We start from the raw sequence: 25,342 nt of genomic DNA, 5'->3' as shown, positions 1-25,342 counted from the left end.
GATTATGGACAAAGTCGTAGGACAAAAGCGCCCAGGGGCACATCTTTACCAGCCGATTGATCCTTTCGATCAGCGGATGCTGGATGTTGGCGATGGCCACCGCATTTATATGGAACAATGCGGCAATCCTGACGGTGTTCCTGTCGTGGTGCTGCACGGTGGGCCCGGCGGGGGGTGCAGCCCTGCGATGCGCCGCTATTTTGATCCCAATGTTTTCCGCATTATCCTGTTCGATCAGCGCGGCTGCGGCCGGTCGCGCCCCCATGCGAGCGTCGAGGCCAATACAACATGGCATCTGGTCGCTGATATCGAGTTGATCCGTGAAACATTGGGCATTGACCGTTGGATTGTCTTTGGCGGATCCTGGGGTGCGACGCTGGCATTGATCTATGCGCAAGCCCACCCTGACCGCGCCGCCGCCCTGACCTTGCGCGGTGTGTTCCTGATGACAAAACCGGAGCTGGATTGGTTCTATGGTGGCGGTGCCGGAAAATTCTGGCCTGATTTGTGGGAACGTTTTGCATCTCTGATCCCCGCAGACGAGCATGATGATTTTATCGCAGCTTATCACCGCCGGTTGTTTTCAGGTGATCATCACCTTGAGGTCCGTTTCGCCCGTGCCTGGGCGTCATGGGAAAACGCCCTCGCCTCGATCGAAAGTGATGGTGTGACAGGGGAAAGCCCTGCGGATTACGCCCGTGCCTTTTCGCGCCTTGAGAACCACTATTTTTATCATGGTGGCTTTCTCAACGAGGATCAGCAGATTTTGCATCCTGTTCAGATGGCCAAGATTGCCGACGTACCGGGCGTCATCGTTCAGGGGCGCTATGATATGATTTGTCCGCCGGTTTCTGCGCACAAACTATCGCAGATGTGGCCCAAGTCGCGCCTTACTTTTATCGGGCGTGCCGGACATGCCTTATCGGAACCCGGGATCAGCGCAGAGCTGGTGCGCACGATGGATATGATGGGTGCTCAGCGTCATGCGCTGGGGCTTTAGTCTTTACAGACGGGAATATGCCGTTAAGCTTTAGGTCCAGCTACCGGGGAAATAGTAAACTTGGGCAACGTCCTAACGATTATTCTGCAACGTCTTGCGCTCGGCCTTCTCACATTGCTCATTGTGTCGATCGTTATCTTCGTGGCGGTCAATTTGCTTCCCGGGGACTTTGCTGAATCCATTCTGGGCCAAGGTGCGACGCCCGAGGCAGTCGCCGCAATCCGGACCGATCTCGGGCTCGATGAGCCCCTTGTCTCACGCTACTTTCAATGGCTGGGCGGCGTTATTCAGGGTGATCTGGGCACCAGCTTTGCGCAGGCGAATTTTTCGAGCTTTACGGGGACGGACTCAGGCGCAACAACAGTAGCAGCCCAGATTGCACCGCGTTTCGGTAACACGATGTTCCTTGCAATGATCACTGCGGCAATTGCGGTACCGTTCTCGATCATCTTGGGTATTCTGGCGGCGCTTTACCGCAACACCGTTTTTGACCGCGCCACCAACATTTTTACGCTGACGTCGATCTCAAGCCCTGAATTCTTTCTGGCCTACGTGCTGATCCTGTTTCTGGCCGTTCTGAACCCGATCTTTCCATCACTGTCGAATATCTTCGAGGGCATGCCTTTCGGAGAGCGGGTCGAAAAATCCATGTTGCCTGCTTTGACGCTGACGCTTGTTGTGACCGCCCATATGATGCGGATGACGCGGGCCGCGATCATCAATCTGTTGGCTTCGCCCTATATCGAAATGGCGCGCCTGAAGGGCCTTTCGCCGATGCGGGTCATCGTCAGGCATGCCCTGCCAAACGCGCTGGCCCCCATTATCAACGTCATCGCGCTGAACCTTGCGTATCTCATTACCGGCGTTGTCGTGGTCGAGGTGGTCTTTGTGTATCCCGGCATTGGTCAGCTTTTTGTGGATGCGGTAAAAAATCGTGACATTCCCGTTGTGCAGGCGTGCTGCCTGATCTTTGCAACGGCCTTTATTCTACTGAACCTGACAGCCGACATTCTGTCGATCCTGTCCAACCCACGTCTGAGGCATCCGAAATGATCGTATGGACCGTCATAGCGCTGGTCGGTATGGGTGCCTTGGCTTGGGGTTTCCGTTTTGCAGGACAGTTTGCAACAGGAAACGCGCCAAGGTTTCGGGATATGCCCTATGGCGTCGCTTATGGCTATGTTCTGGGCGTGGCTGTTCTGGTCTGGCTGGCATGGGCCTATATGCAAGGGCGCAGTGCGGACCCTGCCATCGCAAATAAGTTCTTTTTCCTGCGCATCGCGATCGAGGGCTTTGTCATCTTTGCGATCGCGGCGGGGCTGTTCCGCATTCTGGGGCGCACGGTTGGGACGCCGGGAACCAAAAAGCTGTTCCGTTCGATGCCTCTGACCGCAGCATTCGGTATTCTGATCATCCTGATTTACGCGATCCTCGCGATCTTTGCAGGGGCAATCGCACCTTACGGTCAGGAACAGATCATCGCGGGCGTCGCGGCAAATGTTATTCCCGGTGGCGATCCTGCGCTGGGCGGCAACCCTGATTTCCCGCTGGGGACTGACCAGATTGGCCGCGATATCCTCAGCCGGTTGATCTATGGCGCGCAGAACACCGTCGGCATTGCTTTTGCGACGACCGTTCTGGCGTTTCTCTTGGGTGGCACCTTCGGTTTTCTCGCCGCCACACTGGGCGGATGGCTGGATCAGCTTCTCTCGCGGGCGGTTGATGTCCTGATGGCGATCCCGTCGCTGATTTTCGCACTTCTCTTGATGACAATCGCGCAAGTGTGGGCACCACAACTGGGGATCCCGCTGACCTTCTTTATGGTCATTATCATTGCGGTGATCGACAGCACGCGGGTCTACCGTCTGGCGCGCGCGGTCGGGCAGAACATTGTTGTAATGGACTATATCGAGGCTGCCAAACTCCGTGGTGAGGGTTTGGGATATCTTGTCTTCAAGGAAATCCTGCCAAATGCGACCGCCCCTCTTCTTGCCGAATTCGGCCTGCGCTTTTGCTTTGTCTTCCTAACAATCGCATCGTTGTCCTTCCTCGGGGTGGGCATCCAGCCGCCTCTGGCTGACTGGGGAACAATGGTACGCGACCTTGCCGGTTTCGTGAACTTTGCGCAATTCGCACCGATGGCGGCAACGGCCCCCTTGTTGGCGGCCGGCGCGATTGCACTGCTGACGGTTGCCGTGAATTTCGTCGTGGACTGGATGCTGCAGAAATCATCGGGGCTGAAAGAATGAGCGAAGAACCACTCGTCAAAATGCGCGATGTCTGGCTTGAGGGCCGGAGCGACGAGATCTGGAACCCCATCATCAACGGTGTTGATTTGACGCTGACGCGCGGCGAAGTGCTCGGGCTGATCGGTGAATCCGGGGCGGGTAAATCGACCTTGGGACTGGCCGCGATGGGCTATACCCGCGATGGTGTGCGCATCAGCAAAGGGTCGGTTGAGTTCGACGGGATCGACCTTTTGAAAGCCTCGGCTTCGGTCAAGCGTGAATTGCTGGGCAAGCGCATTGCCTATGTCGCCCAGTCAGCCGCGGCGAGTTTTAATCCGGCCCATAAACTGATGGACCAGCATGTCGAGGGACCTGTGCAGCACGGCGTGATGAGCCGCGCTGAAAGTGAAGCGGACGGCATTGATCTTTACCGCAAACTGCGCCTGCCGAACCCTGAACAGATCGGGTTCCGTTATCCGCATCAGGTGTCTGGTGGGCAATTGCAGCGCTGCATGACAGCGATGGCGATGTCCTGCCGCCCTGATCTGATCATTTTTGACGAACCGACAACGGCGCTGGATGTAACCACGCAGATCGAAGTGCTGGCCTCGATCCGTGATATTGTGGAACAGTTCAATACGGCCGCGATCTATATCACCCATGATCTTGCTGTTGTGGCGCAAATGGCTGACCGGATCAAAGTGCTGCTGAAAGGTAATGAGGTCGAAACCGCCGACACACGTACCATGCTTTCTGCGCCGACGCAGGACTACACAAAATCGCTCTGGGCGGTGCGCAGCTTTGAGCGGCCGCAGAAACCTGCAATTCAAACAGGCTCTGTCCCTGTCGTGAGCGTCCAGAATGTTGATGCGTCCTATGGCACCGTTCCGGTGCTGCATGACGTCAGCTTTGATCTTCACGAAGGCCGCACCGTAGCGGTTGTTGGTGAAAGCGGGTCGGGAAAATCGACGACCGCGCGCTGCATCACAGGCCTTTTGCCGCCCAAAGCAGGGCAGGTCTTGCTGCACGGCGAAGTCCTGCCTGCCGACTATCGCAAGCGGAGCAAGGATCACTTGCAGCAGGTCCAGATGATTTACCAGATGGCGGATACGGCACTGAACCCGCGCATGTCGGTTGGTCAAATCATTGCGCGCCCGGTCGAGTTCTATCTCGGCTTGAAGGGCAAAGAAAAACGCAAAAAGGTAGATGGGCTTCTTGAGCAGATCGAGCTTGAACCCTCACAGTATTACCATCGCCTTCCGTCCGAACTCTCTGGCGGGCAAAAGCAGCGGATCGGGATCGCCCGTGCGCTTGCGGCAGAACCCAAATTCATCATCTGCGATGAGGTGACATCTGCGCTTGATCAGCTGGTTGCGGAAGGCATTCTGCGACTATTGGCACGGTTGCAGGATGAACTTTCGCTGACTTACATGTTTATTACACATGATCTCGCGACAGTGCGGGCGATTTCCGATGAAGTGGTCGTCATGAAGGACGGCCGTGTGGTAGAACAGGGGCCAAAGAAGGAAATGTTCAAGCCGCCACACCACGCCTATACCGATCTATTGCTGTCCTCGGTTCCTGAAATGGACCCGGATTGGCTAACTAATCTGCTTGCTGAACGCGGAGTTGATAACATTGGCGATGCAGCTGTTGATAAGATGTAATTCGAATCATTCACGAGGGTGATGGAATAAACCGGCAAAAAATGCCGAATAAGACAACTAGGGAGAATGCAAATATGCAAGGAATTAGTAGACGTGGCCTGTTAAAGACGGGTGTAGCAGCGGGTGTGTTGGGCCTGTCGGGTATGCCACTGCGTGCGCAAACTCGTGGTGGTAAACTGACCGCCGGTCTTTCAGGTGCAAACACATCTGACAGTTGGGACGGACGTACCCACTCTGACCTCTTCATGATCGCTTCGGCGCAGGGTGCTGTTTTTGACAGCCTCACAGAAGTCGGCGCTGATGGTCTGTTGAAGGGCGAGTTGGCTGAAAGCTGGGAAGCCTCGGCAGATGCCAAGGTCTGGACATTCAACCTGCGTCGGGGCGTGACTTTCCACAACGGCAAGTCTTTTGGCGCGGACGACGTGATTGAATCGCTGCAAATGCACGTTGCAGAAGGCGCGAAATCTGCGGCTGAGCCGATTGTTTCGGCCATCGTCGAAATGACCAAGGTCACTGATTACCAGGTTCAGCTGACGCTGGCCGCCGGCAACGCCGACCTGCCTTATCTGCTATCCGACTATCACCTGCTGATGTATCCTGCAGGCCAGATTGAAGAGGCGATTGCGCAGGGTATCGGTACGGGCCTTTATCAGGTGCAGTCCTTTGATCCCGGTGTGCGCATGGTCGCTACGCGTTATGCGGATCACTACAAGGGTGACAGCGCCGGTTTCTTTGACGAGATCGAATATATCGCAATCAACGACAACACAGCGCGGACAAACGCCCTGCTGACAGGTCAGGTGGATGCGATCAACCGGATCGACTTCAAAACCGAAGCTCTGCTGCGCGCCAACCCTGCACTGCGTATTCAGGAACTGACCGGCAACCAGCACTATATCTTCCCGATGCTGACAAAGGTCGCGCCGTTTGATGACGTGAACGTCCGCCGCGCGCTGAAATACGGCATCAACCGTCAGGAAATGGTGGACAAGATCCTGCTGGGTCACGGTCAGGTCGGCAACGACTCACCGATCGGTCCTGCAAACCAGTATTACAACGCGGATATGGAGCAGTTGGCCTACGATCCTGACAAGGCCAAGTTCTACCTGAAAGAAGCTGGCCTCGACAGTATCGACCTTGATCTCTCGGCATCCAGTGCGGCGTTCGAAGGTGCAGTTGATGCGGCCCTTCTTTACAAGAACTCTGCTGCTGCAGGCGGAATCAACATCAATGTGATCCAGGAGCCGGCTGATGGTTACTGGTCCAATGTCTGGTTGAAAAAGCCTTGGTGTGCCAGCTACTGGTCGGGCCGCGCGACAGAGGACTGGATGTTCTCGACCGCCTATGAGGCCGGTGCGCCTTGGAACGACAGCCAGTGGGATGAACCCCGCTTCCAGGAACTGCTGTTGTCCGCCCGTGCCGAGCTGGATAGCGACAAGCGCCGCGAGCAGTACTACGAAATGCAGCAGATCCTGCGTGACGATGGCGGTGTGATCCTGCCAATGTTTGCCAACTATGTGCAGGCGTTGAACAACCGCATCGCGACACCGGAAACAGTGGGCAACCTTTGGCAGATGGACAACGCCCGCATGGCCGAGCGTTGGTCGCTGGCGTAAGCCTTGCTGGCTTGAGAATGGAAACGCCCTGCCGAAAGGCGGGGCGTTTTGCGCTTGAAAGGCGGGTAGGTGATGACAGGCCTTGCAGTTTGGCCGTTCCTTCCGTATACGATCCTTAACAGCGGCGACTTGGCCTCCACCCCCAAGCCTCCACCGGAATTTTCCACGGGCCGCGCGCCCGTTTTTTTGTGCCGAATGATAAGTCGGAAAGAATGATGAACGATCTGATCGCCAAAGCGGCCATTGACCGCCGCATCGCTGAAATCATCACCCCAGTCGTTGAAGACATGGGGTTCGAGGTCGTGCGCGTGCGTCTGATGACCGGCAAGGAAAGTATCTTGCAGATCATGGTCCAGCGTCCCGATGGCCAGATCGAAGTTGATGAATGTGCCCAGATTTCCACCGCTGTCAGCGCTGTGCTGGATGTCGAAGACCCGATTCTGGATGTTTATACACTTGAAGTCTCGAGCCCCGGTATCGACCGTCCGCTGACACGGATGAAGGATTTCGACCAATGGGAAGGCTTTGAAGCCAAGGTTGAAACCGATGAGCTGATTGATGGCCGCCGCCGTTTCAAAGGGCAGTTGGCGGGCACCGAAGGTGATGAGATTCTGATCACGATTGCCGAGGGCACGATTGGTCTGAAATTCGAATGGCTGTCAGACGCCAAACTGGTTCTGACAGATGAGTTGATCCGCGATGTTTTGCGCGGTCGCAAAGACGCGGGTCAGATCGACGAGACCCAATTTGATGAAATCGAAACCATCATTGATGGCGAGGAGAACACTTAAGATGGCTTACACATCCGCCAACCAGTTGGAGCTTTTGCAAACAGCAGAGGCCGTGGCCCGCGAAAAAAACATCGAGCCCGGGCTTGTTGTTGAAGCGATGGAAGAATCGCTCGCCCGTGCCGCCAAGTCGCGTTACGGCGCAGAGATGGACATTCGCGTGTCCATCGACCGCAAAACCGGCAAGGCGACCTTCACCCGCGTGCGGACTGTGGTCGAGGATGATGAGCTTGAGAACTATCAGGCCGAGTTCACCGTTGAGCAGGCCAAGGAATACATGGACAACCCCGAAGTGGGCCAGCAGTTCATTGAAGAAGTGCCACCGGTGGAGTTGGGCCGCATTGCTGCACAGTCTGCCAAGCAGGTGATCTTGCAGAAAGTCCGCGAAGCCGAGCGTGACAAGCAATACGAAGAGTTCAAGGATCGCGCCGGTACGATCATCAACGCGCTGGTAAAGCGTGAAGAGTACGGCAACGTGATCGTTGATGTAGGCTCTGGCGAAGCTGTGCTGCGACGCAACGAAAAGATCGGCCGCGAGGCTTACCGCCCTAATGATCGTATCCGTTGCTACATCAAGGAAGTGCGCCGCGAACAGCGTGGCCCGCAGATCTTCCTCAGCCGCACAGCGCCTGAATTCATGGCGGAACTGTTCAAGATGGAAGTGCCAGAAATCTATGAGGGCATCATCGAGATCAAAGCTGTTGCCCGCGACCCCGGTTCGCGCGCGAAGATCGCCGTTATCTCTTATGACGGTTCCATTGACCCTGTCGGTGCCTGCGTTGGTATGCGCGGGTCCCGCGTGCAGGCCGTTGTGAACGAATTGCAGGGCGAAAAGATCGACATCATTCCATGGAATGAAGATATGCCGACCTTCCTCGTGAATGCGTTGCAGCCTGCCGAGGTGTCCAAGGTTGTTCTGGACGAAGAGGCCGGCAAAATCGAAGTTGTTGTTCCTGAAGAGCAGTTGTCGCTGGCCATTGGCCGCCGCGGCCAGAACGTGCGCCTTGCGTCGCAACTGACCGGTCTGGATATCGACATCATGACCGAGGAAGAAGAGAGCAAGCGTCGTCAGGCCGAATTCGAGCTGCGCACGAAATTGTTCATGGATACCCTTGATCTGGACGAGTTCTTTGCCCAACTCTTGGTGTCTGAAGGGTTCACGAACCTTGAAGAGGTCGCCTATGTCGAGCTTGACGAACTGCTGGTGATCGAAGGCGTCGATGACGATACTGCTGCCGAATTGCAGGCGCGTGCCCGCGACTATCTGGAAGCGGAAGCCAAAAAAGCCATGGAAGCGGCCCGTGCATTGGGTGTCGAAGACAGCCTTGTAAATTTCGAAGGGCTGACACCTGCCATGCTTGAGGCGCTCGGCAAAGACGGTGTGAAAACACTCGAAGACTTTGCAACCTGTGCTGACTGGGAACTGGCCGGTGGCTGGACGACGGTCAACGGCGAACGCGTAAAAGACGAAGGCGTCTTGGAGCCGTTCGACGTATCGCTGGAAGAAGCACAAGACATGGTGATGACCGCCCGCGTAATGCTGGGTTGGGTTGACCCTGATGATCTTGCGTCTGACAGCGAAGAAGATCTGATCGCGGAGGAGGAGGCCTGATCGCAGGCCTCTGAGGGGATCGCAGATGGCGCGTGGTGGCCATAACAAAGAACGCGATGATGTTGAACGTAAGTGCATCGTCACGGGCGAGGTGCAGCCAAAGGCTGGCTTGATCCGCTTTGTTGTGGGCCCTGATAATCAGGTTGTGCCTGATGTTCTGGGCAAACTGCCGGGCCGTGGCATGTACGTGACGGCTGACCGGACAACGCTTGAAGAGGCGAAGAAAGGTCAGTTTTCACGCTCTGCCAAGCAGGCGGTCACTGTGCCCGACGGACTGGTGGACGAAGTTGAACGCCAACTTGCCCGCCGCACCGTTGATCTGATCGCATTGACCCGCAAAGCGGGCCGTGCGGTTTGCGGATTTGAAAAGGTAAAGGGCTGGCTCGCCGGTGGTGAGCGGGTCCGTGTTCTGGTTCAGGCCTCTGACGGGTCGGAACGGGGCAAAACGAAACTATGGACGCCCGAGGGCGCCCGATACTTTGGCTGCCTGACCTCTCAGGAATTGGGTTTGGCATTTGGGCGGCAAAGTGTGATACATGGCGCGCTTGCGACTGGCAGACTCAGCGATCGTGTTGTAGAGGAAGCCACAAAGCTACGCGGATTACGCGAAGGGAACGGGGGCGATACGGCCTCCGGGAAGGATAAAGAAGCTAAATGAGCGATAACGACGGTAAAAAGACACTCGGCCTTGGTGGTTCACGTCCCAGCAACGTGAAGCAAAGTTTTAGCCATGGGCGGACCAAAAACGTCGTGGTGGAAACCAAACGCAAACGCGTTGTGGTGCCGAAGCCCGGTGCAGCCAAGCCTACCACAACCGGTGGCCCTGTTGGCGGTGATCCTAAAAAGCGCCCCGCAGGCATTTCTGATGTTGAACTTGAGCGCCGGATGAATGCGCTGAAGATGGCGAAAGCCCGCGAGGCCGAAGAGGCCGCCGCGCGCGAAGCCGACGAAAAGGAACGCGCCGCCGAGCGTGAAGCGCGCCGGGCCGAGATGGAAGCCAAAGAGGCCGAGGATCGCGAGCGCGAAGAGCGCGCGAGAGCAAAAGCCGAGGAAGAAGAGCGCAAGGCCGCTGCCGCTGCGAAAGCCAAGGCGATCGCAGATGCGCCGCCTGCTGCCGCCGCTGTTCCCGGCGAAACCGAGATTTCCCGCCCCTCTGCCGCGCCGCGCAAAGCGGATCGCGGAAACGATGCGCGTGATAAAGAAACCAAGCCGAAACCAAACCGTGGTGGTGAAGATAACCGCCGTTCCGGCAAGCTGACGCTGAATGATGCGATGGCCGGCCGCGAAGGTGGGCGTCAGCGCTCAATGGCTGCGATGAAGCGCAAGCAGGATCGTGCCCGTGCGAAAGCGATGGGTGGATCTGTCGAGCGTGAAAAGGTCTTCCGCGAAGTGGCGCTGCCCGAGGCGATCACGGTGTCGGAACTGGCCAACCGGATGACCGAGCGTGTTGCCGACGTTGTGAAAGCGCTGATGACCAACGGTATCATGGCGACGCAGAACCAGACGATTGATGCGGATACCGCGGAATTGATCATCGAAGAATTCGGCCACACAGTTGTGCGCGTGTCCGACGCGGATGTCGAAGATGTCATTCAGGCCGTGGAAGATAAGCCCGAAGACCTTAAACCACGTCCTCCGATCATTACGATCATGGGCCACGTTGACCACGGTAAAACGTCACTGCTGGATGCAATCCGCAACGCCAAAGTTGTTGCAGGCGAAGCAGGCGGGATCACGCAGCACATCGGTGCCTATCAGGTCACGACCGAAAGCGGTGCGGTGCTGTCGTTCCTCGACACGCCAGGCCACGCCGCCTTTACCTCGATGCGTTCGCGCGGTGCGCAGGTGACGGATATTGTTGTACTTGTTGTTGCGGCGGATGATGCGGTGATGCCGCAAACGGTTGAGGCGATTAACCACGCGAAAGCGGCGAAAGTGCCGATGATCGTGGCGATCAACAAAATCGACAAGCCCGAGGCGAATCCTGACAAAGTGCGGACCGATCTGTTGCAGCACGAAGTGATCGTCGAAAAGATGTCCGGCGATGTGCAGGACGTTGAAGTGTCGGCCATCACGGGCAAAGGTCTTGATGATCTGCTTGAAGCGATCGCGCTGCAGGCCGAAATCCTCGAACTGAAAGCCAACCCTGATCGCGCTGCCGAAGGTGCCGTGATTGAAGCGCAGCTTGATGTGGGCCGCGGCCCTGTTGCAACCGTTCTTGTGCAGAACGGAACATTGCGCCAAGGCGATATCTTTGTTGTGGGCGAGCAGTACGGTAAGGTCCGTGCGCTGATCAACGACAAAGGCGAGCGCGTGAAAGAAGCAGGTCCTGCCGTACCGGTTGAGGTGCTTGGCCTGAATGGTACACCAGAAGCAGGCGACGTGTTGAACGTGGTTGAAACTGATGCCCAGGCACGTGAAATCGCCGAGTATCGTGAAAAGGCTGCGAAAGAGAAACGTGCGGCTGCCGGTGCTGCGACGACACTGGAACAGCTGATGGCGAACGCCAAAGCCGATGAAAACGTCAGCGAATTGCCGATTGTGGTAAAAGCAGACGTCCAGGGTTCGGCCGAAGCGATCGTGCAAGCGATGGAGAAAATCGGCAACGATGAGGTACGCGTGCGCGTCCTGCACTCTGGTGTTGGTGCGATCACCGAAACCGATATCGGCTTGGCCGAAGCTTCCGGTGCGCCTGTCTTTGGCTTTAACGTCCGTGCGAATGCCTCTGCACGGAACACCGCCAACCAGAAGGGTGTCGAAATCCGCTACTACTCGGTCATTTATGACCTTGTGGATGATGTGAAAGCTGCGGCCTCTGGTCTGTTGTCTGCGGAAATTCGCGAAAAGTTCATCGGCTATGCCAACATCAAAGAGGTCTTCAAGGTCTCGAATGTGGGTAAGGTTGCGGGCTGTCTCGTCACCGAAGGTGTCGCGCGTCGTTCTGCGGGCGTCCGTCTGCTGCGCGACAACGTGGTTATCCACGAAGGCACGCTGAAAACGCTCAAGCGCTTCAAGGACGAGGTTGCCGAGGTGCAATCCGGTCAGGAATGTGGCATGGCGTTCGAGAACTATGATGATATCCGCCCGAACGACGTGATCGAGATATTCGAGCGCGAAGAGGTCGAACGGAACCTGTAACCTCGGGTTTCAGGAATAGAAAAGGGCGGTCCCAAGGGCCGCCCTTTTTCGTTTCGATGTTGCTAAAGCCAATCCCGCAAGATCGGGATCAGGGGTATATCAGCCGCAGGCATCGGGTAATCCCGCAGCTCGTTTGCCCGCACCCATTTGAGCGCCTGACCCTCGCGCGATTGCGGGGTTCCATCCCATTTCCGGCAGGCGAACAGCGGCATCAGCAGGTGGAATTTTTCATAACTATGGCTGGCAAAGGTCAGCGGCGCGAGGCAGGACGACCAAGTGTCGATGCCCAGTTCCTCTTGCAGCTCTCTGATCAACGCGGCCTCTGGGGTTTCACCCTCTTCCACCTTGCCGCCAGGAAACTCCCACAGGCCCGCCATGGATTTTCCCTCGGGGCGTTGTGCCAAAAGGATGCGGCCGTCGCCATCAATCAGGGCGACTGCGGACACCAGAACAGTCTTCATGAGCGATAATCGGCGTTGATTGTGATGTAGCCGTGGGTCAGATCGCAGGTCCAGACGGTGCTTTGGCCGCTGCCGATCCCCAGATCAACGCCGATCTCAAGCTCGGCGTTTTTCATATAGGCACTTGTCGCCTCTTCCGAATAATCAGGTGCGCGCCAGCCGTTTTCGGCGACGGTGATATCCCCAAACCGAATGCTGAGCGTGTCGCGGTCTGCTGCGGCGCCTGACTTGCCGACAGCCATCACGACCCTTCCCCAGTTGGCGTCTTCGCCCGCGATTGCAGTTTTTACCAAAGGCGAATTTGCGATAGAGAGTGCCACTTTATGGGCGTCGCTGTCATTCTCTGCGCCGGTCACTTTGACCGTCACAAATTTGGTGGCCCCTTCGCCGTCACGCACGACCTGATGCGCGAGGTCCTGCATCACGTCGTGCAAGGCTGCTGCGAAATCGGCGCTTCCTGTCACATCCACACCTGATGTGCCTGTTGCGGCCATCAAAAGCGAATCCGAGGTCGAAGTGTCGCTATCCACTGTGATGCAGTTGAAGGTTCTAGCGTTGGTTTCAAACACAAGCGTCTGCAAGTCCGCCTGCCCGATCTTTGCATCGGTAAAGATATAAACCAGCATCGTCGCCATATCCGGTGCGATCATGCCAGAGCCTTTGGCGATGCCTGCGATCTTCACGTCTTTGCCGTTCACTGTGATCATGGCTGCGGCGCCCTTGGCAAAAGTATCGGTGGTCATGATCGCGCGGGCGGCGTTCTCGATCTCATCCGCACTTTGGTTTGCGTGCAATTCCGCGATCTTGGCGATGATCCGGTCATGTGGCAGCGGCTCACCGATCACACCGGTAGATGCCGTGAAAATCCGGTCGATCGGCGCGCCGGTCTGGGCTGCCACGGCTTCACACACCGCCTGAACTGATGCGCTGCCGCGGCTGCCTGTGAAGGCGTTCGAATTGCCCGAGTTCACCAGGAATGCAGCGATCTGGCTAGGGTCACTGCCCAGTTTCGCCTGACAATCCAGCACAGGTGCCGAGCGTGTCGCCGAGCGTGTAAAAACACCGGCAACCGCAGAGCCCGGTGCGACAATCGCCAGCATCACATCGGTCCGGTTCTTGTATTTGACGCCCGCGGCGGCCGCCGCAAAGGTGACCCCGCCAATTTTGGGCAATTCCGGGAAATTTGCGGGGGCAAGGGGCGAAACAGGCATATCAGATCAATCCAGCAGGTTGGTTGCGTCAATCAGGCTGGGATCAAACTGCCCCGGCTCTGGCTTTGTGATTGTTTCCTCTGCTGCCAATGCATCCAGACGGACAGTGATTGCAGCCTCTTGCAGTTCGGCAGTCAGCTCACGCCGGACATCATCGAGTGTCGGGCCGGCCTGAATCCGTTTGTCAAGCAGTGTCGCAACATGCCAGCCGAATTGGGTTTCAAACGGTTCGGTCACGCCACCCACCTCAAGTGCTGTCACGGCGTTTTCGAATTCAGGCACCATGGCGCCTGCGCCGAACCACCCCAGATTGCCGCCATTCGGCCCTGTCGGTCCGGTCGAGACATCGCGGGCTACGTCAGCAAAGGCCGCACCTTCATCAATGCGCGTCTTGGCAGCGGCAGCTTCTTCTTGTGTTTCGACAAGAAGGTGTGCGGCGTTGAATTCCTCAATCTCTTCGGCATTCGCAAAACGTTCGTCATAGGCGGCCTGAAGATCGGCTTCGGTCACTGCGTTTGCGGCAATTTCTGTAATCACCTCGGCCGCAAGCAAAGAGCGACGTTCGTTCAGTAGCGTAAAGCTTGTGCGCGCCGAAGGTTCGCCTGCTGCATCGGCCAGAAGTTGTTGCTGGATCAGTTGGTCGACAAGCCCGTCAAAAAGAACCTCTACAGGGAATTGCGCATACTGCGGCGGCAGTTGGGTGCGGGCAATGATGATCTCGCCCATCGTGATTTCTGTCTCGCCCACAGTGGCAACGACTGTATCGGCCGTTACGTCTTGGGCAAAAGCCCCGGTGGACAAAGTGGCGGCCACAGCAGTTGCACCCAAAAATGTAACATGTTTCAGCATTATACGATCCCTTGATAAGCCACGGTGGCCCGCGGCGTTGACACTGTACTGACGGCCCCTTACATCCCAAAGATGCCTCGAGGAGGCCGTTATAGTTCGAAAATCTTGGCCCTTTCTAAGTGGCCTGAAGCGGGCCTACAAGCGACCTCCTCTCAAATAGATGTCAGACAGGCGCCAAGGCGCCATCGGAGAGAACATGCTGGGTTTCGGAACAATTGCCAAAAAGGTGTTTGGCACCGCAAACGACCGCAAAGTAAAAGCTGCCCGCCCCTTGGTCGACAAGATCAATGCGCTCGAGCCTGAGTTTGAGGCGCTTTCTGATGAAGGCATCAAGCAAAAGACCGAAGAGCTTGCCAAGCGCGCGAAGGGTGGCGAGAGCCTTGACGATCTATTGCCAGAGGCATTCGCCAACTGCCGCGAAGCCGCCAAGCGCGCGCTGGGCCTGCGGGCCTTTGATACGCAGCTGAAGGGCGGGATTTTCCTGCATCAGGGCAACATCGCCGAAATGAAAACGGGTGAAGGCAAAACGCTTGTTGCGACGTTCCCCGCCTATCTGAACGCGCTGACAGGTAAAGGCGTGCATATCGTTACTGTGAACGACTATCTTGCCCGCCGCGACGCGGAATGGATGAGCAAGGTTTATGGCGCCTTGGGTCTGACCACCGGCGTCGTCTATCCCCAGCAGCCAGAGGGCGAAAAGAAAGCCGCCTATGCCTGTGACGTGACCTATGCCACGAACAACGAACTTGGTTTTGATTACCTGCGCGACAACATGAAGTCCGAGCTGAGCCAGATGTTCCAGCGTGAGCATAACTTTGCGATTGTGGACGAAGTCGACAGTATCCTGATTGATGAGGCGCGCACACCGCTGATCATCTCTGGCCCCGCGCAAGACCGGTCCGACATGTACGCGACCATCGATAAAGTGATCCCCGATGTGGCGGATGAACACTTCACGCTGGATGAGAAAACCCGCCAAGTGTCATTCTCTGAAGAAGGCAACGACTTTCTCGAAGAAAAACTCGGTGCTGCGGGTCTCTTGCCTGAAGGGCAGACCCTCTATGATCCAGAAAGCGCAACCTTGGTCCACCATGTGAACCAGGCGCTACGCGCGCACAAACTGTTTACCAAGGATAAAGACTACATTGTCCGCGATGACGAGGTTGTGCTGATCGACGAGTTCACTGGCCGTATGATGGCGGGTCGCCGTCTGTCGGACGGTCTGCATCAGGCGATCGAAGCGAAAGAAGGCTGCACGATCAAGCCCGAGAACGTGACTTTGGCCTCGGTGACCTTCCAGAACTATTTCCGCCTCTACGACAAACTGGGCGGCATGACAGGCACCGCCGCGACCGAGGCCGAGGAATTCCGCGAGATCTATAATCTTGGCGTTGTTGAGGTGCCGACGAACCGCCCTATCGCACGTATCGACGAAGACGATCAGGTTTATCGTACCGCGCGCGAGAAATTCGAAGGCATCGTCGCAGAGATCAAAGCGGCCCACGCCAAAGGCCAGCCGATTCTTGTCGGTACGACATCTATCGAAAAGTCAGAGGCTTTGGCCGAGATGCTGAAAGCCGAGGGAATCACCTACAATATCCTCAACGCACGGCAGCACGAAAAAGAAGCCCAGATTGTGGCCGATGCCGGCAAGCTGAATGCCGTGACGATTGCGACCAACATGGCGGGCCGTGGTACAGATATTCAGTTGGGCGGTAACGTCGAGATGCGCGTGATGCAGGCGATGGAAGAGAATCCCGACGCTGACATCGAAGCGATCCGTGCCAAGATCGAGGCCGAAGTTGCCGATGAGAAGGAAAAGGTCAAAGCGGCCGGTGGTCTCTATGTGCTGGCGACCGAACGGCACGAAAGCCGCCGGATTGATAACCAGCTGCGTGGCCGTTCCGGCCGTCAGGGTGACCCCGGACGCTCGGCGTTCTTTTTGTCACTCGAAGATGATCTGATGCGGATTTTCGGGTCTGACCGGTTGGACAAAGTGCTGTCCGGTCTTGGCATGAAAGAGGGCGAGGCAATCGTGCACCCATGGGTGAACAAATCGCTTGAGCGCGCGCAGGCCAAGGTCGAAGGCCGTAACTTTGACATTCGCAAACAGCTGTTGAAGTTCGACGATGTGATGAATGAGCAGCGCAAGGTGATCTTCTCGCAGCGGCGCGATATCATGATGGCGAAGGACCTTTCAGAGGTCACAAAGGACATGCGCGATCAGGTGATCGACGACCTTGTCCATGACTATATGCCACCAAAAACATATGCAGATCAATGGGATACTGAGGGCCTCGCAGAAAGCGTGAAGGAACATATCGGTCTTGACCTGCCTGTTGTTGCTTGGGCTGCCGAAGAAGGTGTGGACGATGATGACATCCGCGAACGTCTTGAAGAGGCCGCAGACAAATACATGGCCGAGAAGGCAGAAGCCTTTGGCGATGAGACGATGCGCAATGTTGAAAAGCAGCTTTTGTTGCAGACCATCGACGCCAAATGGCGCGAGCATTTGCTGACGCTTGAGCACCTGCGCTCGGTTGTTGGTTTCCGTGGATATGCCCAACGGGATCCGTTGAACGAATACAAAACCGAAGGGTTTCAGCTGTTCGAAACCATGCTGGAAAGCCTGCGCTCTGATGTGACGAAAAAGCTGGCGCAGATCCGGCCGATGTCGAAGGAAGAGCAGGAACAGATGATCGCCCAGATCCGCCAGCAGCAAGCAGCAGCAGCGGCGGCAACGGCAGGTGCTGCCGCCCCTGCGGCAGCGGCTGAAGCCACGGGAACGGCGCGTGAAGGTTTTGACGAGAATGATCCGAATACATGGGGAAACCCTGGCCGCAATGACAGCTGTCCCTGCGGATCAGGCAAGAAGTTCAAACATTGTCACGGGCGGCTCGCCTAATTTCTGACATAATCGGGACACGCTAAGACCTTTAGGCAGTCCTGTTAACGTCACGCTAACGGTGCATCTTCATCATAGCTTTTCTGCAGCTGTGAGGGATGGGGATGTCTCGCTTAAAGACAATCAAGACAATTGCGTCCACGCTCACCGTGGCGCTGTCGATTGGATTCGTCGCACAGTATGGTGAAACGACACCGGACATGGACGGTGCCAGCATACAAGAAAACTACAATAAAGCGCCGCGTTCCTTGATGTTGTCGACCAACGCAGATGGGCAGGCTGTCTTTGGCGTGCCAAACATCGTGACAACACCTCTGGACCATGCAGCCAATGCAAAAAGGGTGGTTGCGGTTGATTCGGTGTACACGGAATTCGACACCCCACGATTCCAATCCATCATGGCCACACCCACGCCAGGTTGTGATACTGTCGTCAATACCCGCCGCGAGCTTGCAGCCCTGGTCACGCTGAGCGTCTCATCCCCATGCCTCGCAAACGAATCCTTTGTTGTGTCGCACAGTGGCCTGCGCGTCGCTGCAACCACAGACCGAAGCGGCAATGCGCAGGTTTTGATGCCTGCACTTGTCCCCAATGCCGAGTTTGAAGTGACGTTTGATAATATTCTCAAAGCATCATCCGAAATCTTTGTTCCGGAATTGCGCCGATATGACCGTGCGGTCCTGCAATGGTCGACGACAGATAACATGCGCCTTCATGCACTGGAAAACGGTGCGCAGATCGGCGATCCCGGACATGTCTGGTCGGCATCGTTTCACAACGCCGAAGATACCCGCGCGGGCAAAAACGGTTTTGTCATCTTTTTGGGCGAAGCCGAGGCTGAAATTCCCTTTCAGGCCGAGGTTTACACTTTTCCCGAAGGTCAAATGAACCGCAACAGCGGTGTCGATCTGCGCGTCGGTGTCACTGTGACTGCCGCCAATTGTGGTCGGGAAGTCGATGCAGGGACGATCCAGACCAATTCAGGCCAAACTCTTGTGGTGAAAGAGATTACGCTCCAGATGCCCGCCTGTGATCAGGTTGGTGAAGTGACCTTGATCCGCAACAAATTCACAAACCTTGCAGTGGTCTCGAACTAGCTGGTTCTGTCAAACAGACCCAGTGACCGAAAGCTGGTTTCGCTGGATTTTCCAATAATCAGATGATCATGCACGGTGATATTCAGCGCCATTGCGGCGTTCGTGATTTGCCGTGTCATCTGCACATCGGCTTCTGATGGCGTAGGATCACCGGATGGGTGGTTGTGCACAAGGATAAGGGCGCTTGCATTCAGTTCGAGCGCGCGTTTCACAACCTCGCGTGGATAGACCGGCACATGATCGACCGTGCCCTTTGCCTGTTCCTCATCGGCGATGACAGTGTTTTTGGTATCGAGAAACAGGATCCGAAACTGTTCGGTTTCGCGGTGCGCCATCGTCGTGTGGCAATAGTTCAGTAAAGCATCCCAGTTCGAAAGCACGTGGCGCTGCATGACCTTTGAGCGCGACAGGCGGTGTGCCGCCGCTTCGACCAGTTTGAGTTCTAGCAGAACGGCATCACCAACCCCCTTGACGCCGGAAAGCTGGGCCAGAGGTGCGGAAAGAACGCGGTTAAAGTCGCCAAAGGTATCAATCAGCGCCCGGGCGAGCGGTTTGACATCCTGGCGCGGGATCGCGCGGAACAGCACGAGTTCAAGCAGTTCATAATCCGGCATGGCATCAGCCCCGCCCGCCAGAAAGCGTTCGCGCAACCGTTTGCGGTGGTCACGCACATAAGACGGGAGTTTGCCGGGTGTCAGCGGCAGAACCTCGGTCACGTCGTCGTTGTCAGGAAACAGAGAGGGTGTTTCGGCAAAGTGATTCATATCATCACTTTGCCGAAGTAGTGGTTACTGCGCGGTTAATGCTAGCTCTTCATCGAGTCCCAAAAGCTTTTGACTGTGTCGAAAAAGCTTGATCCTTGCGGATTGTTCTCTTCGCTCAGCTGGTCGAACTCTTTGAGGATTTCACGCTGGCGCGCGGTGAGCTTCACAGGCGTTTCGACAGCCAATTCGATGAACATATCACCGATGCCACCACCACGCAGGGCAGGCATGCCCTTGCCACGCAGACGCATTTGCCGACCGGATTGCGATCCTTCGGGCACCTTGACGCGGCTGCGGCCACCGTCAATCGTAGGCACCTCAATTTCGCCACCCAAAGCGGCGGTCGCGATAGAAACGGGAACACGGCAGTAGAGGTTTGTGTTTTCCCGTTCAAAAAGCGCATGGTTCTGCACTTCGATAAAGATATAAAGGTCACCTGTTGGTCCACCGCGCATCCCTGCTTCGCCCTCACCGGCGAGACGGATGCGTGTACCGGTTTCAACACCGGCTGGAATGTTCACAGATAGCGACTTTTCCTTCTCGACACGGCCTTGGCCGTGGCAGGTCCGGCAAGGATCCTTGATGGTCTGGCCCATGCCGGAACATGTCGGACAGGTCCGTTCGACCGTAAAGAAACCCTGCTGCGCGCGGACTTTGCCCATGCCGGAACATGTAGGGCAGGTCTGCGGTTCCGAGCCGCCTTCGGCGCCAGTTCCCTTACAAGACCCACAGCTTACAGCCGTTGGGACAGTGATTGTCTTCTGCATCCCTGAAAACGCATCTTCAAGGTTGATCCGGAGGTTATACCGCAAGTCATTGCCGCGCTGGGCCGCATTGCGTCTACCGCCACCGCGACCACCCATGAAATCACCAAAGAGATCGTCGAACACGTCAGAGAATGCGCTGCCAAAGTCACCTTGTCCGCCGCGTGGCCCACCGCCACCGCCGCCCATACCGTTTTCGAACGCGGCATGACCATAGCGGTCATAGGCGGCTTTCTTGTTCGGGTCCTTCAGAACTTCATAGGCCTCATTGGCCTCTTTGAACTGGGCTTCGGCATTGGGATTGTCGGCATTGCGATCAGGGTGGAGCTCTTTCGCCTTTTGGCGATAGCCCTTCTTGATCTCGGCAGCATCGGCGCCTTTGGCAACACCAAGCACTTCGTAATAGTCACGTTTTGCCATGATAAGTTCCCCCTTGGGAATGACAAAGACCGGCCCAGTTCAAGGGCCGGTCACATGTCAGAGGCGCGCGGCCTTAGTTGTCACGCTTGTCGTCGCCCAGATCTTCGAAATCCGCATCAAGGATTTCTTCGTCTGCACCCGGTGCATCCGGCTCTACTTCGCCGTCTGCCTCTTGCTGAGACTTATAGATCGCCTCGCCCAGTTTCATGGCTGCTTCGGTCACGTTCTGGATGCCGGACTTGATCTTGTCGGCTTTGTCGCCTTCCAGATCATCCTTGAGCGCGGCAATCGCCAACTCGATCGCTTCGATCGTGGTTGGATCAACCTTGTCTGCATGCTCTTCCATCGACTTTTCGGTCGAGTGGATCAGGCTCTCAGCCTGGTTTTTCGCATCCACAAGCTCACGGCGTTCCTTGTCGGCCTCGGCGTTTGCCTCGGCGTCCTTGACCATTGCTTCGATATCCTCATCGGACAAACCGCCAGAGGCCTGGATCGTGATCTTCTGCTCTTTGCCGGTGCCTTTGTCTTTGGCGCCGACTTCAACGATACCGTTGGCGTCGATGTCGAAGGTCACTTCGATCTGTGGCATGCCGCGTGGTGCTGGCGGGATATCTTCAAGGTTGAACTGGCCCAACATCTTGTTGTCTGCGGCCATTTCACGTTCACCCTGGAACACACGCAGTGTCACGGCGTTCTGGTTGTCTTCGGCAGTCGAGAAGACCTGAGACTTCTTGGTCGGGATCGTCGTGTTGCGGTCGATCAGGCGTGTGAACACACCACCGAGCGTTTCGATACCCAGCGAAAGCGGTGTCACGTCGAGAAGAACCACGTCTTTGACGTCACCCTGCAGAACACCGGCCTGAATGGCAGCACCCATGGCAACCACTTCGTCAGGGTTCACGCCTTGGTGGGCTTCCTTGCCAAAGAACTTGGCAACCTCTTCCTTCACTTTCGGCATGCGTGTCATACCACCGACCAACACGACTTCGTCGATGTCGGATGTGGACAGGCCCGCGTCTTTGATCGCGTCTTTACAAGGCTTCAGTGACGCCTTGATCAGGTCACCAACAAGGCTTTCCAGTTTTGCACGTGTCAGCTTCATGACCATGTGCAGCGGCTGGCCGTTCGAGCCCATCGAGATAAACGGCTGGTTGATTTCGGTGCTGGAAGACGAGGACAGCTCGATCTTGGCTTTCTCGGCGGCTTCTTTCAGACGCTGCAACGCCATCTTGTCCTTGGTCAGATCGACCGAGTTCTCTTTCTTGAACTCGTCTGCAAGGTAGTTGACGATGCGCATGTCAAAGTCTTCACCACCAAGGAACGTATCACCGTTGGTGGATTTCACTTCGAACAGGCCGTCGTCGATTTCCAGAATGGTCACGTCGAATGTACCACCGCCAAGGTCATAGACGGCGATTGTCTTGCTGTCTTTTTTGTCCAGACCATAGGCCAAGGCAGCAGCTGTCGGTTCGTTGATGATCCGCAGCACTTCCAGACCGGCGATTTTACCGGCGTCCTTTGTGGCCTGACGCTGGGCGTCGTTAAAGTAGGCAGGGACGGTAATAACGGCTTGCGTTACTTCTTCGCCAAGATAGCTCTCGGCGGTTTCTTTCATTTTGCCAAGGATAAAGGCAGAGATCTGGCTTGGGGAGTATTTCTCACCCTTGGCCTCGACCCATGCGTCACCGTTGCCGCCGTTGATCACATTGAACGGCATGTTCTTTTTGTCTTTGGCAAGGTCCTTGTCGTCGAACCGGCGACCGATCAGACGCTTGACGGCAAAGATTGTATTCTCGGGGTTGGTGACAGCTTGGCGCTTTGCCGGCTGACCAACAAGGCGTTCATCATCTGTGAACGCAACGATGGATGGCGTTGTACGCGCACCTTCAGAGTTTTCGATAACACGCGGCTTTGCACCATCCATGATGGCGATACAGGAGTTCGTGGTTCCCAGGTCGATACCAATAACTTTGGCCATTTTTCAAATCCCTCTACTTTAGGCGGTTTGAGCAGCGCGAACCCGTTTCGGCACCCGCGCCAGTTTCCAGTCTGAAGTCTGCGATTGCTCCGCTCGACTTCGATCTCAGCGTATATAGGGGTGCGATATTGGGGCTGCAAGCATCTGGGGTGCACCGAGAAGGCTAAATCGCCGGTTTTTTCGGCATAGATAACGCTTGTTTTGCCTATCTGCCGGCAGACCAGCTTATAGAGACGTGCTGGCGCCCGAAAAATTCGCCCATCAGACCGATCATGATCAGGACGAGCGACAAATAAATAGGATACTCGACGCTCGTGAACTGCGGGTTGTAATGCAGGAACACAGCACCGCGCATCTGGTCGATATTGTGGAACAAGGGGTTCCAGTCAAACATTGCCATCATTGATGCGGGAAGCGAATTCACAACAAACATCTTGCCCGAAGCGATCATGTTTACGCGGGTATAGATGGTCTTGGCGATCGCCGTGAACCGCGGAAACCACGGCTTGAGTGCAAGAAAGATCATGCCGACCGCACAGCCCGAAAACCAGGCCATCAGGAAAAAGCCCATTGCGGCGACAGGATCATGGATTGTGATCGGCGTGAATGCGATGTGGTAGACTGACAGGATCACAACCAGCGTGAAGATTTGCGTGTAAAGCGACGCAAATGCCGCTGCCAGGATCGCGATAATCGTATTCATCGGCCGGTGCAGCATCATCGGAGATGTCGGTCCACCCGCGCCCATAACGGCGCCCACGGCTTTGATATGTGTCAGATAAACAAAAATCCCGCTCATAATGTAGAGCATCATGTCGCCGCGGATCGGAGAGCTGCGGAGCCCGAGGATCTGGAAGAACAGAAAGAACGCCACGATCATTGTCAGGCCCTGAATCAGGTTCAGAACCATTCCGATGACGGCATTGCGATGCCCGCTGCGCGCATTGCGGACAATCGTGTGATACGTCACCTCAAGCATGCCAAACAAACCGCTTGTCTTGCTTCTATAGATCGGTGTCTGGAACATCGGCGGTCCGTTTCGCTGGGTGAAGGCGCTGTTTTACTTGTTACGACGATAACCTTGCTGATCGCGTGGCGAAACATCATAAACAGCCCGAACAGGGCTTTTTGATGACAGGTAACATTTGATGGATTTTGAAGAACTCACCAAAGTCACGCGCGAACTTGCATTGTCGGCTGGTGACAAGATCATGGAAATCTATGACGGGGAGGATTTTGAAGTCCGCTCAAAGAGTGATGAAAGCCCCGTGACTGTCGCGGATGAAGCTGCAGATGCGATCATTAGCGCAGGTCTGCGCGCAGCTTTCCCCGATATCCCTTTGGTCACCGAGGAGCAGGCCGCTTCGCATAAGGTTTCGGCCCGCACATTTCTGATTGTTGATCCGCTGGACGGCACAAAGGAATTCATCAAACGTCGCGGCGATTTCACTGTGAACATTGCCTACGTCAAAGATGGGGTGCCGGTGCGCGGCATTGTCTATGCCCCTGCGAGAGGGCGCCTCTTTTACACGGATGCCCAAGGTACCTCTGTCGAAGAGCAAGGCCCGTTCAACTTGGAAAAACAGGGTAAGACCACGCCAATCAAAGTGTCCAAACCTGATAATGACGCGCTGCTCGTCGTCGCATCAAAGTCCCACCGCGATCAAGCGACTGACGACTATATCAGCAAATATGCGACTGCCGATATGAAGAGCGCCGGTTCGTCCCTGAAATTCTGTTTGGTAGCGACCGGTGAAGCCGATCTTTATCCGCGCCTTGGCCGCACGATGGAATGGGACACGGCAGCGGGTCATGCGGTCTTGAATGGTGCAGGTGGCCAAGTTGTCCGCTTTGATGACCATACGCCCTTGCAGTATGGAAAACCTGCATTTGAAAACCCCTTCTTCATCGCCTACGCCCCGGGTGTCGTACTGGAGAAACCGTAATGTCCGTCATCATCGTCATTCCCGCACGGTACGCGTCAACGCGCTATCCCGGCAAACCGCTTGTCACGCTGAAAGGCGCGAGTGGTGAGGCCAAGAGCCTGATCCGCCGGTCATGGGATGCGGCTTGCGGGGTGGCAGGTATCGACAAGGTGGTCGTGGCGACCGATGACGCGCGCATTGCCGAGGCCTGTGCAGCCTTTGGTGCCGAGGTCGTGATGACGTCGACCACCTGCCAGAACGGGACCGAGCGTTGCGCAGAGACGCTTGTGAACTTGGGTGAAGACTATGACATCGTGGTGAACCTGCAGGGCGATGCCCCGTTGACCCCGGCTTGGTTCATCGAGGATCTGGTGCAAGGCCTGCGTGACAATCCATCAGCAGATGTCGCGACCCCTGTTTTGCGGACCGAAGGGCGTGCGTTGAACGGGCTGTTGCAGGACCGCCGCGAAGGACGCGTTGGCGGGACCACGGCCGTCTTTGGTGCGGACAACAACGCACTCTATTTCTCGAAAGAGGTGATTCCCTACACCGGAAAAACCTACGGCGATGCGGATGAAACACCGGTTTTCCACCATGTTGGCGTCTATGCCTACCGTCCGGATGCGCTCAAGTCCTATCCACAGTGGCCCGCCGGACCACTAGAGCAACTGGAAGGGTTAGAGCAGTTGCGTTTTCTTGAACGTGGTGTTCCCATGCTTTGTGTGGAAGTCGCAGCCAAGGGCAGGCAGTTTTGGGAATTGAATAACCCCGAAGATGTTCCGCGTATTGAAGAAATGCTCAAAGAAATGGGGCATGAGTAAGTTTTTTATGAAGACTGGCTAGGCCGGGTCGCAGAAATTTCACGTTTCCCGTCTTAATGTGGCCAATATCGGCAGTTACATCAGCATTTTTAGGTATC

20 protein-coding genes are annotated in these 25,342 nt (G+C 56.1%); 13 read left to right on the top strand and 7 right to left on the bottom strand.

Annotation, left to right across the window (positions count from 1 at the left end):
• Positions 1 to 4 precede the first annotated feature (4 nt).
• From pip to infB, 9 genes are all read left to right on the top strand, one after another.
• Entirely contained in the window at positions 5 to 1,000 is a 996-nt protein-coding gene (pip, locus tag SJY29_RS15400) for a prolyl aminopeptidase (RefSeq protein WP_400084517.1), read from the top strand.
• A 60-nt stretch (positions 1,001 to 1,060) separates the two neighbouring features.
• Positions 1,061 to 2,053: an ABC transporter permease gene (locus SJY29_RS15395; protein WP_110277724.1), complete on the top strand. Its 993-nt coding sequence runs from the start codon at positions 1,061 to 1,063 to the stop codon at positions 2,051 to 2,053.
• Positions 2,050 to 3,249 (top strand): ABC transporter permease, encoded by a 1,200-nt coding sequence (locus tag SJY29_RS15390; protein ID WP_400084514.1) that lies wholly within the window; start codon positions 2,050 to 2,052, stop codon positions 3,247 to 3,249. Before SJY29_RS15395 ends, SJY29_RS15390 begins: the two co-directional genes overlap by 4 nt.
• Positions 3,246 to 4,895 carry an ABC transporter ATP-binding protein gene (locus SJY29_RS15385; RefSeq protein ID WP_400084511.1) on the top strand — a complete coding sequence of 550 codons (1,650 nt, stop codon included), beginning with the start codon at positions 3,246 to 3,248 and terminating at the stop codon, positions 4,893 to 4,895. Before SJY29_RS15390 ends, SJY29_RS15385 begins: the two co-directional genes overlap by 4 nt.
• Positions 4,896 to 4,969: 74 nt before the next feature.
• A complete protein-coding gene (locus tag SJY29_RS15380; protein WP_400084508.1) occupies positions 4,970 to 6,511 on the top strand; it encodes an ABC transporter substrate-binding protein in 1,542 nt (513 codons plus the stop codon).
• 215 nt (positions 6,512 to 6,726) lie between these two features.
• The gene (rimP, locus tag SJY29_RS15375; protein WP_055685254.1) at positions 6,727 to 7,302 is read left to right on the top strand and encodes a ribosome maturation factor RimP; all 576 of its coding nucleotides are present in this window, start codon (positions 6,727 to 6,729) and stop codon (positions 7,300 to 7,302) included.
• Between the two features lies 1 nt (position 7,303).
• On the top strand, positions 7,304 to 8,911 hold the full coding sequence (nusA, locus tag SJY29_RS15370; protein ID WP_110277721.1) for a transcription termination factor NusA: 1,608 nt from the start codon (positions 7,304 to 7,306) through the stop codon (positions 8,909 to 8,911).
• Between the two features lie 25 nt (positions 8,912 to 8,936).
• Positions 8,937 to 9,569, top strand: a complete 633-nt coding sequence (locus SJY29_RS15365) for an RNA-binding protein (protein WP_076660408.1) — start codon at positions 8,937 to 8,939, stop codon at positions 9,567 to 9,569.
• Entirely contained in the window at positions 9,566 to 12,049 is a 2,484-nt protein-coding gene (gene infB, locus SJY29_RS15360; RefSeq protein WP_400084503.1) for a translation initiation factor IF-2, read from the top strand. Before SJY29_RS15365 ends, infB begins: the two co-directional genes overlap by 4 nt.
• Positions 12,050 to 12,111: 62 nt before the next feature.
• Here infB and mutT read toward each other — a convergent pair whose 3' ends face one another.
• The 3 genes from mutT to SJY29_RS15345 are packed head-to-tail and all read right to left on the bottom strand — an operon-like array spanning position 12,112 to position 14,570.
• Positions 12,112 to 12,510, bottom strand: coding sequence for an 8-oxo-dGTP diphosphatase MutT (gene mutT, locus SJY29_RS15355; protein ID WP_400084500.1), 399 nt, complete (start codon positions 12,508 to 12,510; stop codon positions 12,112 to 12,114).
• Positions 12,507 to 13,721, bottom strand: coding sequence for a bifunctional glutamate N-acetyltransferase/amino-acid acetyltransferase ArgJ (gene argJ, locus SJY29_RS15350; protein ID WP_400084497.1), 1,215 nt, complete (start codon positions 13,719 to 13,721; stop codon positions 12,507 to 12,509). The genes mutT and argJ overlap by 4 nt, the downstream gene beginning before the upstream one ends.
• 6 nt (positions 13,722 to 13,727) lie before the next feature.
• A complete protein-coding gene (locus tag SJY29_RS15345) occupies positions 13,728 to 14,570 on the bottom strand; it encodes a peptidylprolyl isomerase (RefSeq protein WP_400084494.1) in 843 nt (280 codons plus the stop codon).
• Positions 14,571 to 14,766: 196 nt separating this feature from the next.
• Between SJY29_RS15345 and secA the strand changes: the two genes are divergently transcribed.
• Both secA and SJY29_RS15335 read left to right on the top strand, forming a co-directional pair.
• Entirely contained in the window at positions 14,767 to 17,475 is a 2,709-nt protein-coding gene (secA, locus tag SJY29_RS15340) for a preprotein translocase subunit SecA (protein WP_400088950.1), read from the top strand.
• A 104-nt stretch (positions 17,476 to 17,579) separates the two neighbouring features.
• Positions 17,580 to 18,572, top strand: coding sequence for a hypothetical protein (locus SJY29_RS15335; RefSeq protein WP_400084492.1), 993 nt, complete (start codon positions 17,580 to 17,582; stop codon positions 18,570 to 18,572).
• Here SJY29_RS15335 and radC read toward each other — a convergent pair.
• From radC to SJY29_RS15315, 4 genes are all read right to left on the bottom strand, one after another.
• Positions 18,569 to 19,336, bottom strand: a complete 768-nt coding sequence (radC, locus tag SJY29_RS15330; protein WP_400084489.1) for a DNA repair protein RadC — start codon at positions 19,334 to 19,336, stop codon at positions 18,569 to 18,571. The two genes, SJY29_RS15335 and radC, sit on opposite strands and share 4 nt — an antisense overlap.
• Before the next feature lie 41 nt (positions 19,337 to 19,377).
• Positions 19,378 to 20,520 carry a molecular chaperone DnaJ gene (gene dnaJ, locus SJY29_RS15325; RefSeq protein ID WP_400084487.1) on the bottom strand — a complete coding sequence of 381 codons (1,143 nt, stop codon included), beginning with the start codon at positions 20,518 to 20,520 and terminating at the stop codon, positions 19,378 to 19,380.
• A gap of 73 nt (positions 20,521 to 20,593) precedes the next feature.
• The gene (gene dnaK, locus SJY29_RS15320) at positions 20,594 to 22,498 is read right to left on the bottom strand and encodes a molecular chaperone DnaK (protein WP_110277712.1); all 1,905 of its coding nucleotides are present in this window, start codon (positions 22,496 to 22,498) and stop codon (positions 20,594 to 20,596) included.
• 205 nt (positions 22,499 to 22,703) lie between these two features.
• Positions 22,704 to 23,477, bottom strand: coding sequence for an ABC transporter permease (locus SJY29_RS15315; protein ID WP_110278488.1), 774 nt, complete (start codon positions 23,475 to 23,477; stop codon positions 22,704 to 22,706).
• A 169-nt stretch (positions 23,478 to 23,646) separates the two neighbouring features.
• On the opposite strand from SJY29_RS15315, the gene cysQ reads away from it, so the two are divergent.
• Together cysQ and SJY29_RS15305 are read left to right on the top strand one after the other, a co-directional pair.
• Positions 23,647 to 24,444, top strand: coding sequence for a 3'(2'),5'-bisphosphate nucleotidase CysQ (cysQ, locus tag SJY29_RS15310; RefSeq protein ID WP_400084482.1), 798 nt, complete (start codon positions 23,647 to 23,649; stop codon positions 24,442 to 24,444).
• Positions 24,444 to 25,244, top strand: coding sequence for a 3-deoxy-manno-octulosonate cytidylyltransferase (locus SJY29_RS15305; protein WP_400084479.1), 801 nt, complete (start codon positions 24,444 to 24,446; stop codon positions 25,242 to 25,244). Before cysQ ends, SJY29_RS15305 begins: the two co-directional genes overlap by 1 nt.
• Positions 25,245 to 25,342 lie beyond the last annotated feature (98 nt).

Origin of the sequence: Yoonia sp. R78084 (assembly GCF_044595625.1) — a bacterium.
In the GTDB taxonomy this organism is placed as follows: Bacteria; Pseudomonadota; Alphaproteobacteria; order Rhodobacterales; family Rhodobacteraceae; genus Yoonia.
The sequence above is the reverse complement of the archived record's forward strand: the minus strand, read 5'-3'. Positions and strand labels throughout refer to the sequence as shown.

What these genes read in the sequence shown, in the direction of transcription:
- dnaJ (WP_400084487.1), bottom strand. Translation starts at nt 20,520, where the DNA reads ATGGCAAAACGTGACTATTACGAAGTGCTTGGTGTTGCCAAAGGCGCC.
- argJ (WP_400084497.1), bottom strand. Translation starts at nt 13,721, where the DNA reads ATGCCTGTTTCGCCCCTTGCCCCCGCAAATTTCCCGGAATTGCCCAAA.
- cysQ (WP_400084482.1), top strand. Translation starts at nt 23,647, where the DNA reads ATGGATTTTGAAGAACTCACCAAAGTCACGCGCGAACTTGCATTGTCG.
- SJY29_RS15365 (WP_076660408.1), top strand. Translation starts at nt 8,937, where the DNA reads ATGGCGCGTGGTGGCCATAACAAAGAACGCGATGATGTTGAACGTAAG.
- dnaK (WP_110277712.1), bottom strand. Translation starts at nt 22,498, where the DNA reads ATGGCCAAAGTTATTGGTATCGACCTGGGAACCACGAACTCCTGTATC.
- mutT (WP_400084500.1), bottom strand. Translation starts at nt 12,510, where the DNA reads ATGAAGACTGTTCTGGTGTCCGCAGTCGCCCTGATTGATGGCGACGGC.
- SJY29_RS15335 (WP_400084492.1), top strand. Translation starts at nt 17,580, where the DNA reads ATGTCTCGCTTAAAGACAATCAAGACAATTGCGTCCACGCTCACCGTG.
- SJY29_RS15390 (WP_400084514.1), top strand. Translation starts at nt 2,050, where the DNA reads ATGATCGTATGGACCGTCATAGCGCTGGTCGGTATGGGTGCCTTGGCT.
- SJY29_RS15380 (WP_400084508.1), top strand. Translation starts at nt 4,970, where the DNA reads ATGCAAGGAATTAGTAGACGTGGCCTGTTAAAGACGGGTGTAGCAGCG.
- SJY29_RS15315 (WP_110278488.1), bottom strand. Translation starts at nt 23,477, where the DNA reads ATGCTTGAGGTGACGTATCACACGATTGTCCGCAATGCGCGCAGCGGG.
- radC (WP_400084489.1), bottom strand. Translation starts at nt 19,336, where the DNA reads ATGAATCACTTTGCCGAAACACCCTCTCTGTTTCCTGACAACGACGAC.
- SJY29_RS15385 (WP_400084511.1), top strand. Translation starts at nt 3,246, where the DNA reads ATGAGCGAAGAACCACTCGTCAAAATGCGCGATGTCTGGCTTGAGGGC.
- rimP (WP_055685254.1), top strand. Translation starts at nt 6,727, where the DNA reads ATGAACGATCTGATCGCCAAAGCGGCCATTGACCGCCGCATCGCTGAA.
- infB (WP_400084503.1), top strand. Translation starts at nt 9,566, where the DNA reads ATGAGCGATAACGACGGTAAAAAGACACTCGGCCTTGGTGGTTCACGT.
- pip (WP_400084517.1), top strand. Translation starts at nt 5, where the DNA reads ATGGACAAAGTCGTAGGACAAAAGCGCCCAGGGGCACATCTTTACCAG.
- nusA (WP_110277721.1), top strand. Translation starts at nt 7,304, where the DNA reads ATGGCTTACACATCCGCCAACCAGTTGGAGCTTTTGCAAACAGCAGAG.
- secA (WP_400088950.1), top strand. Translation starts at nt 14,767, where the DNA reads ATGCTGGGTTTCGGAACAATTGCCAAAAAGGTGTTTGGCACCGCAAAC.
- SJY29_RS15305 (WP_400084479.1), top strand. Translation starts at nt 24,444, where the DNA reads ATGTCCGTCATCATCGTCATTCCCGCACGGTACGCGTCAACGCGCTAT.
- SJY29_RS15345 (WP_400084494.1), bottom strand. Translation starts at nt 14,570, where the DNA reads ATGCTGAAACATGTTACATTTTTGGGTGCAACTGCTGTGGCCGCCACT.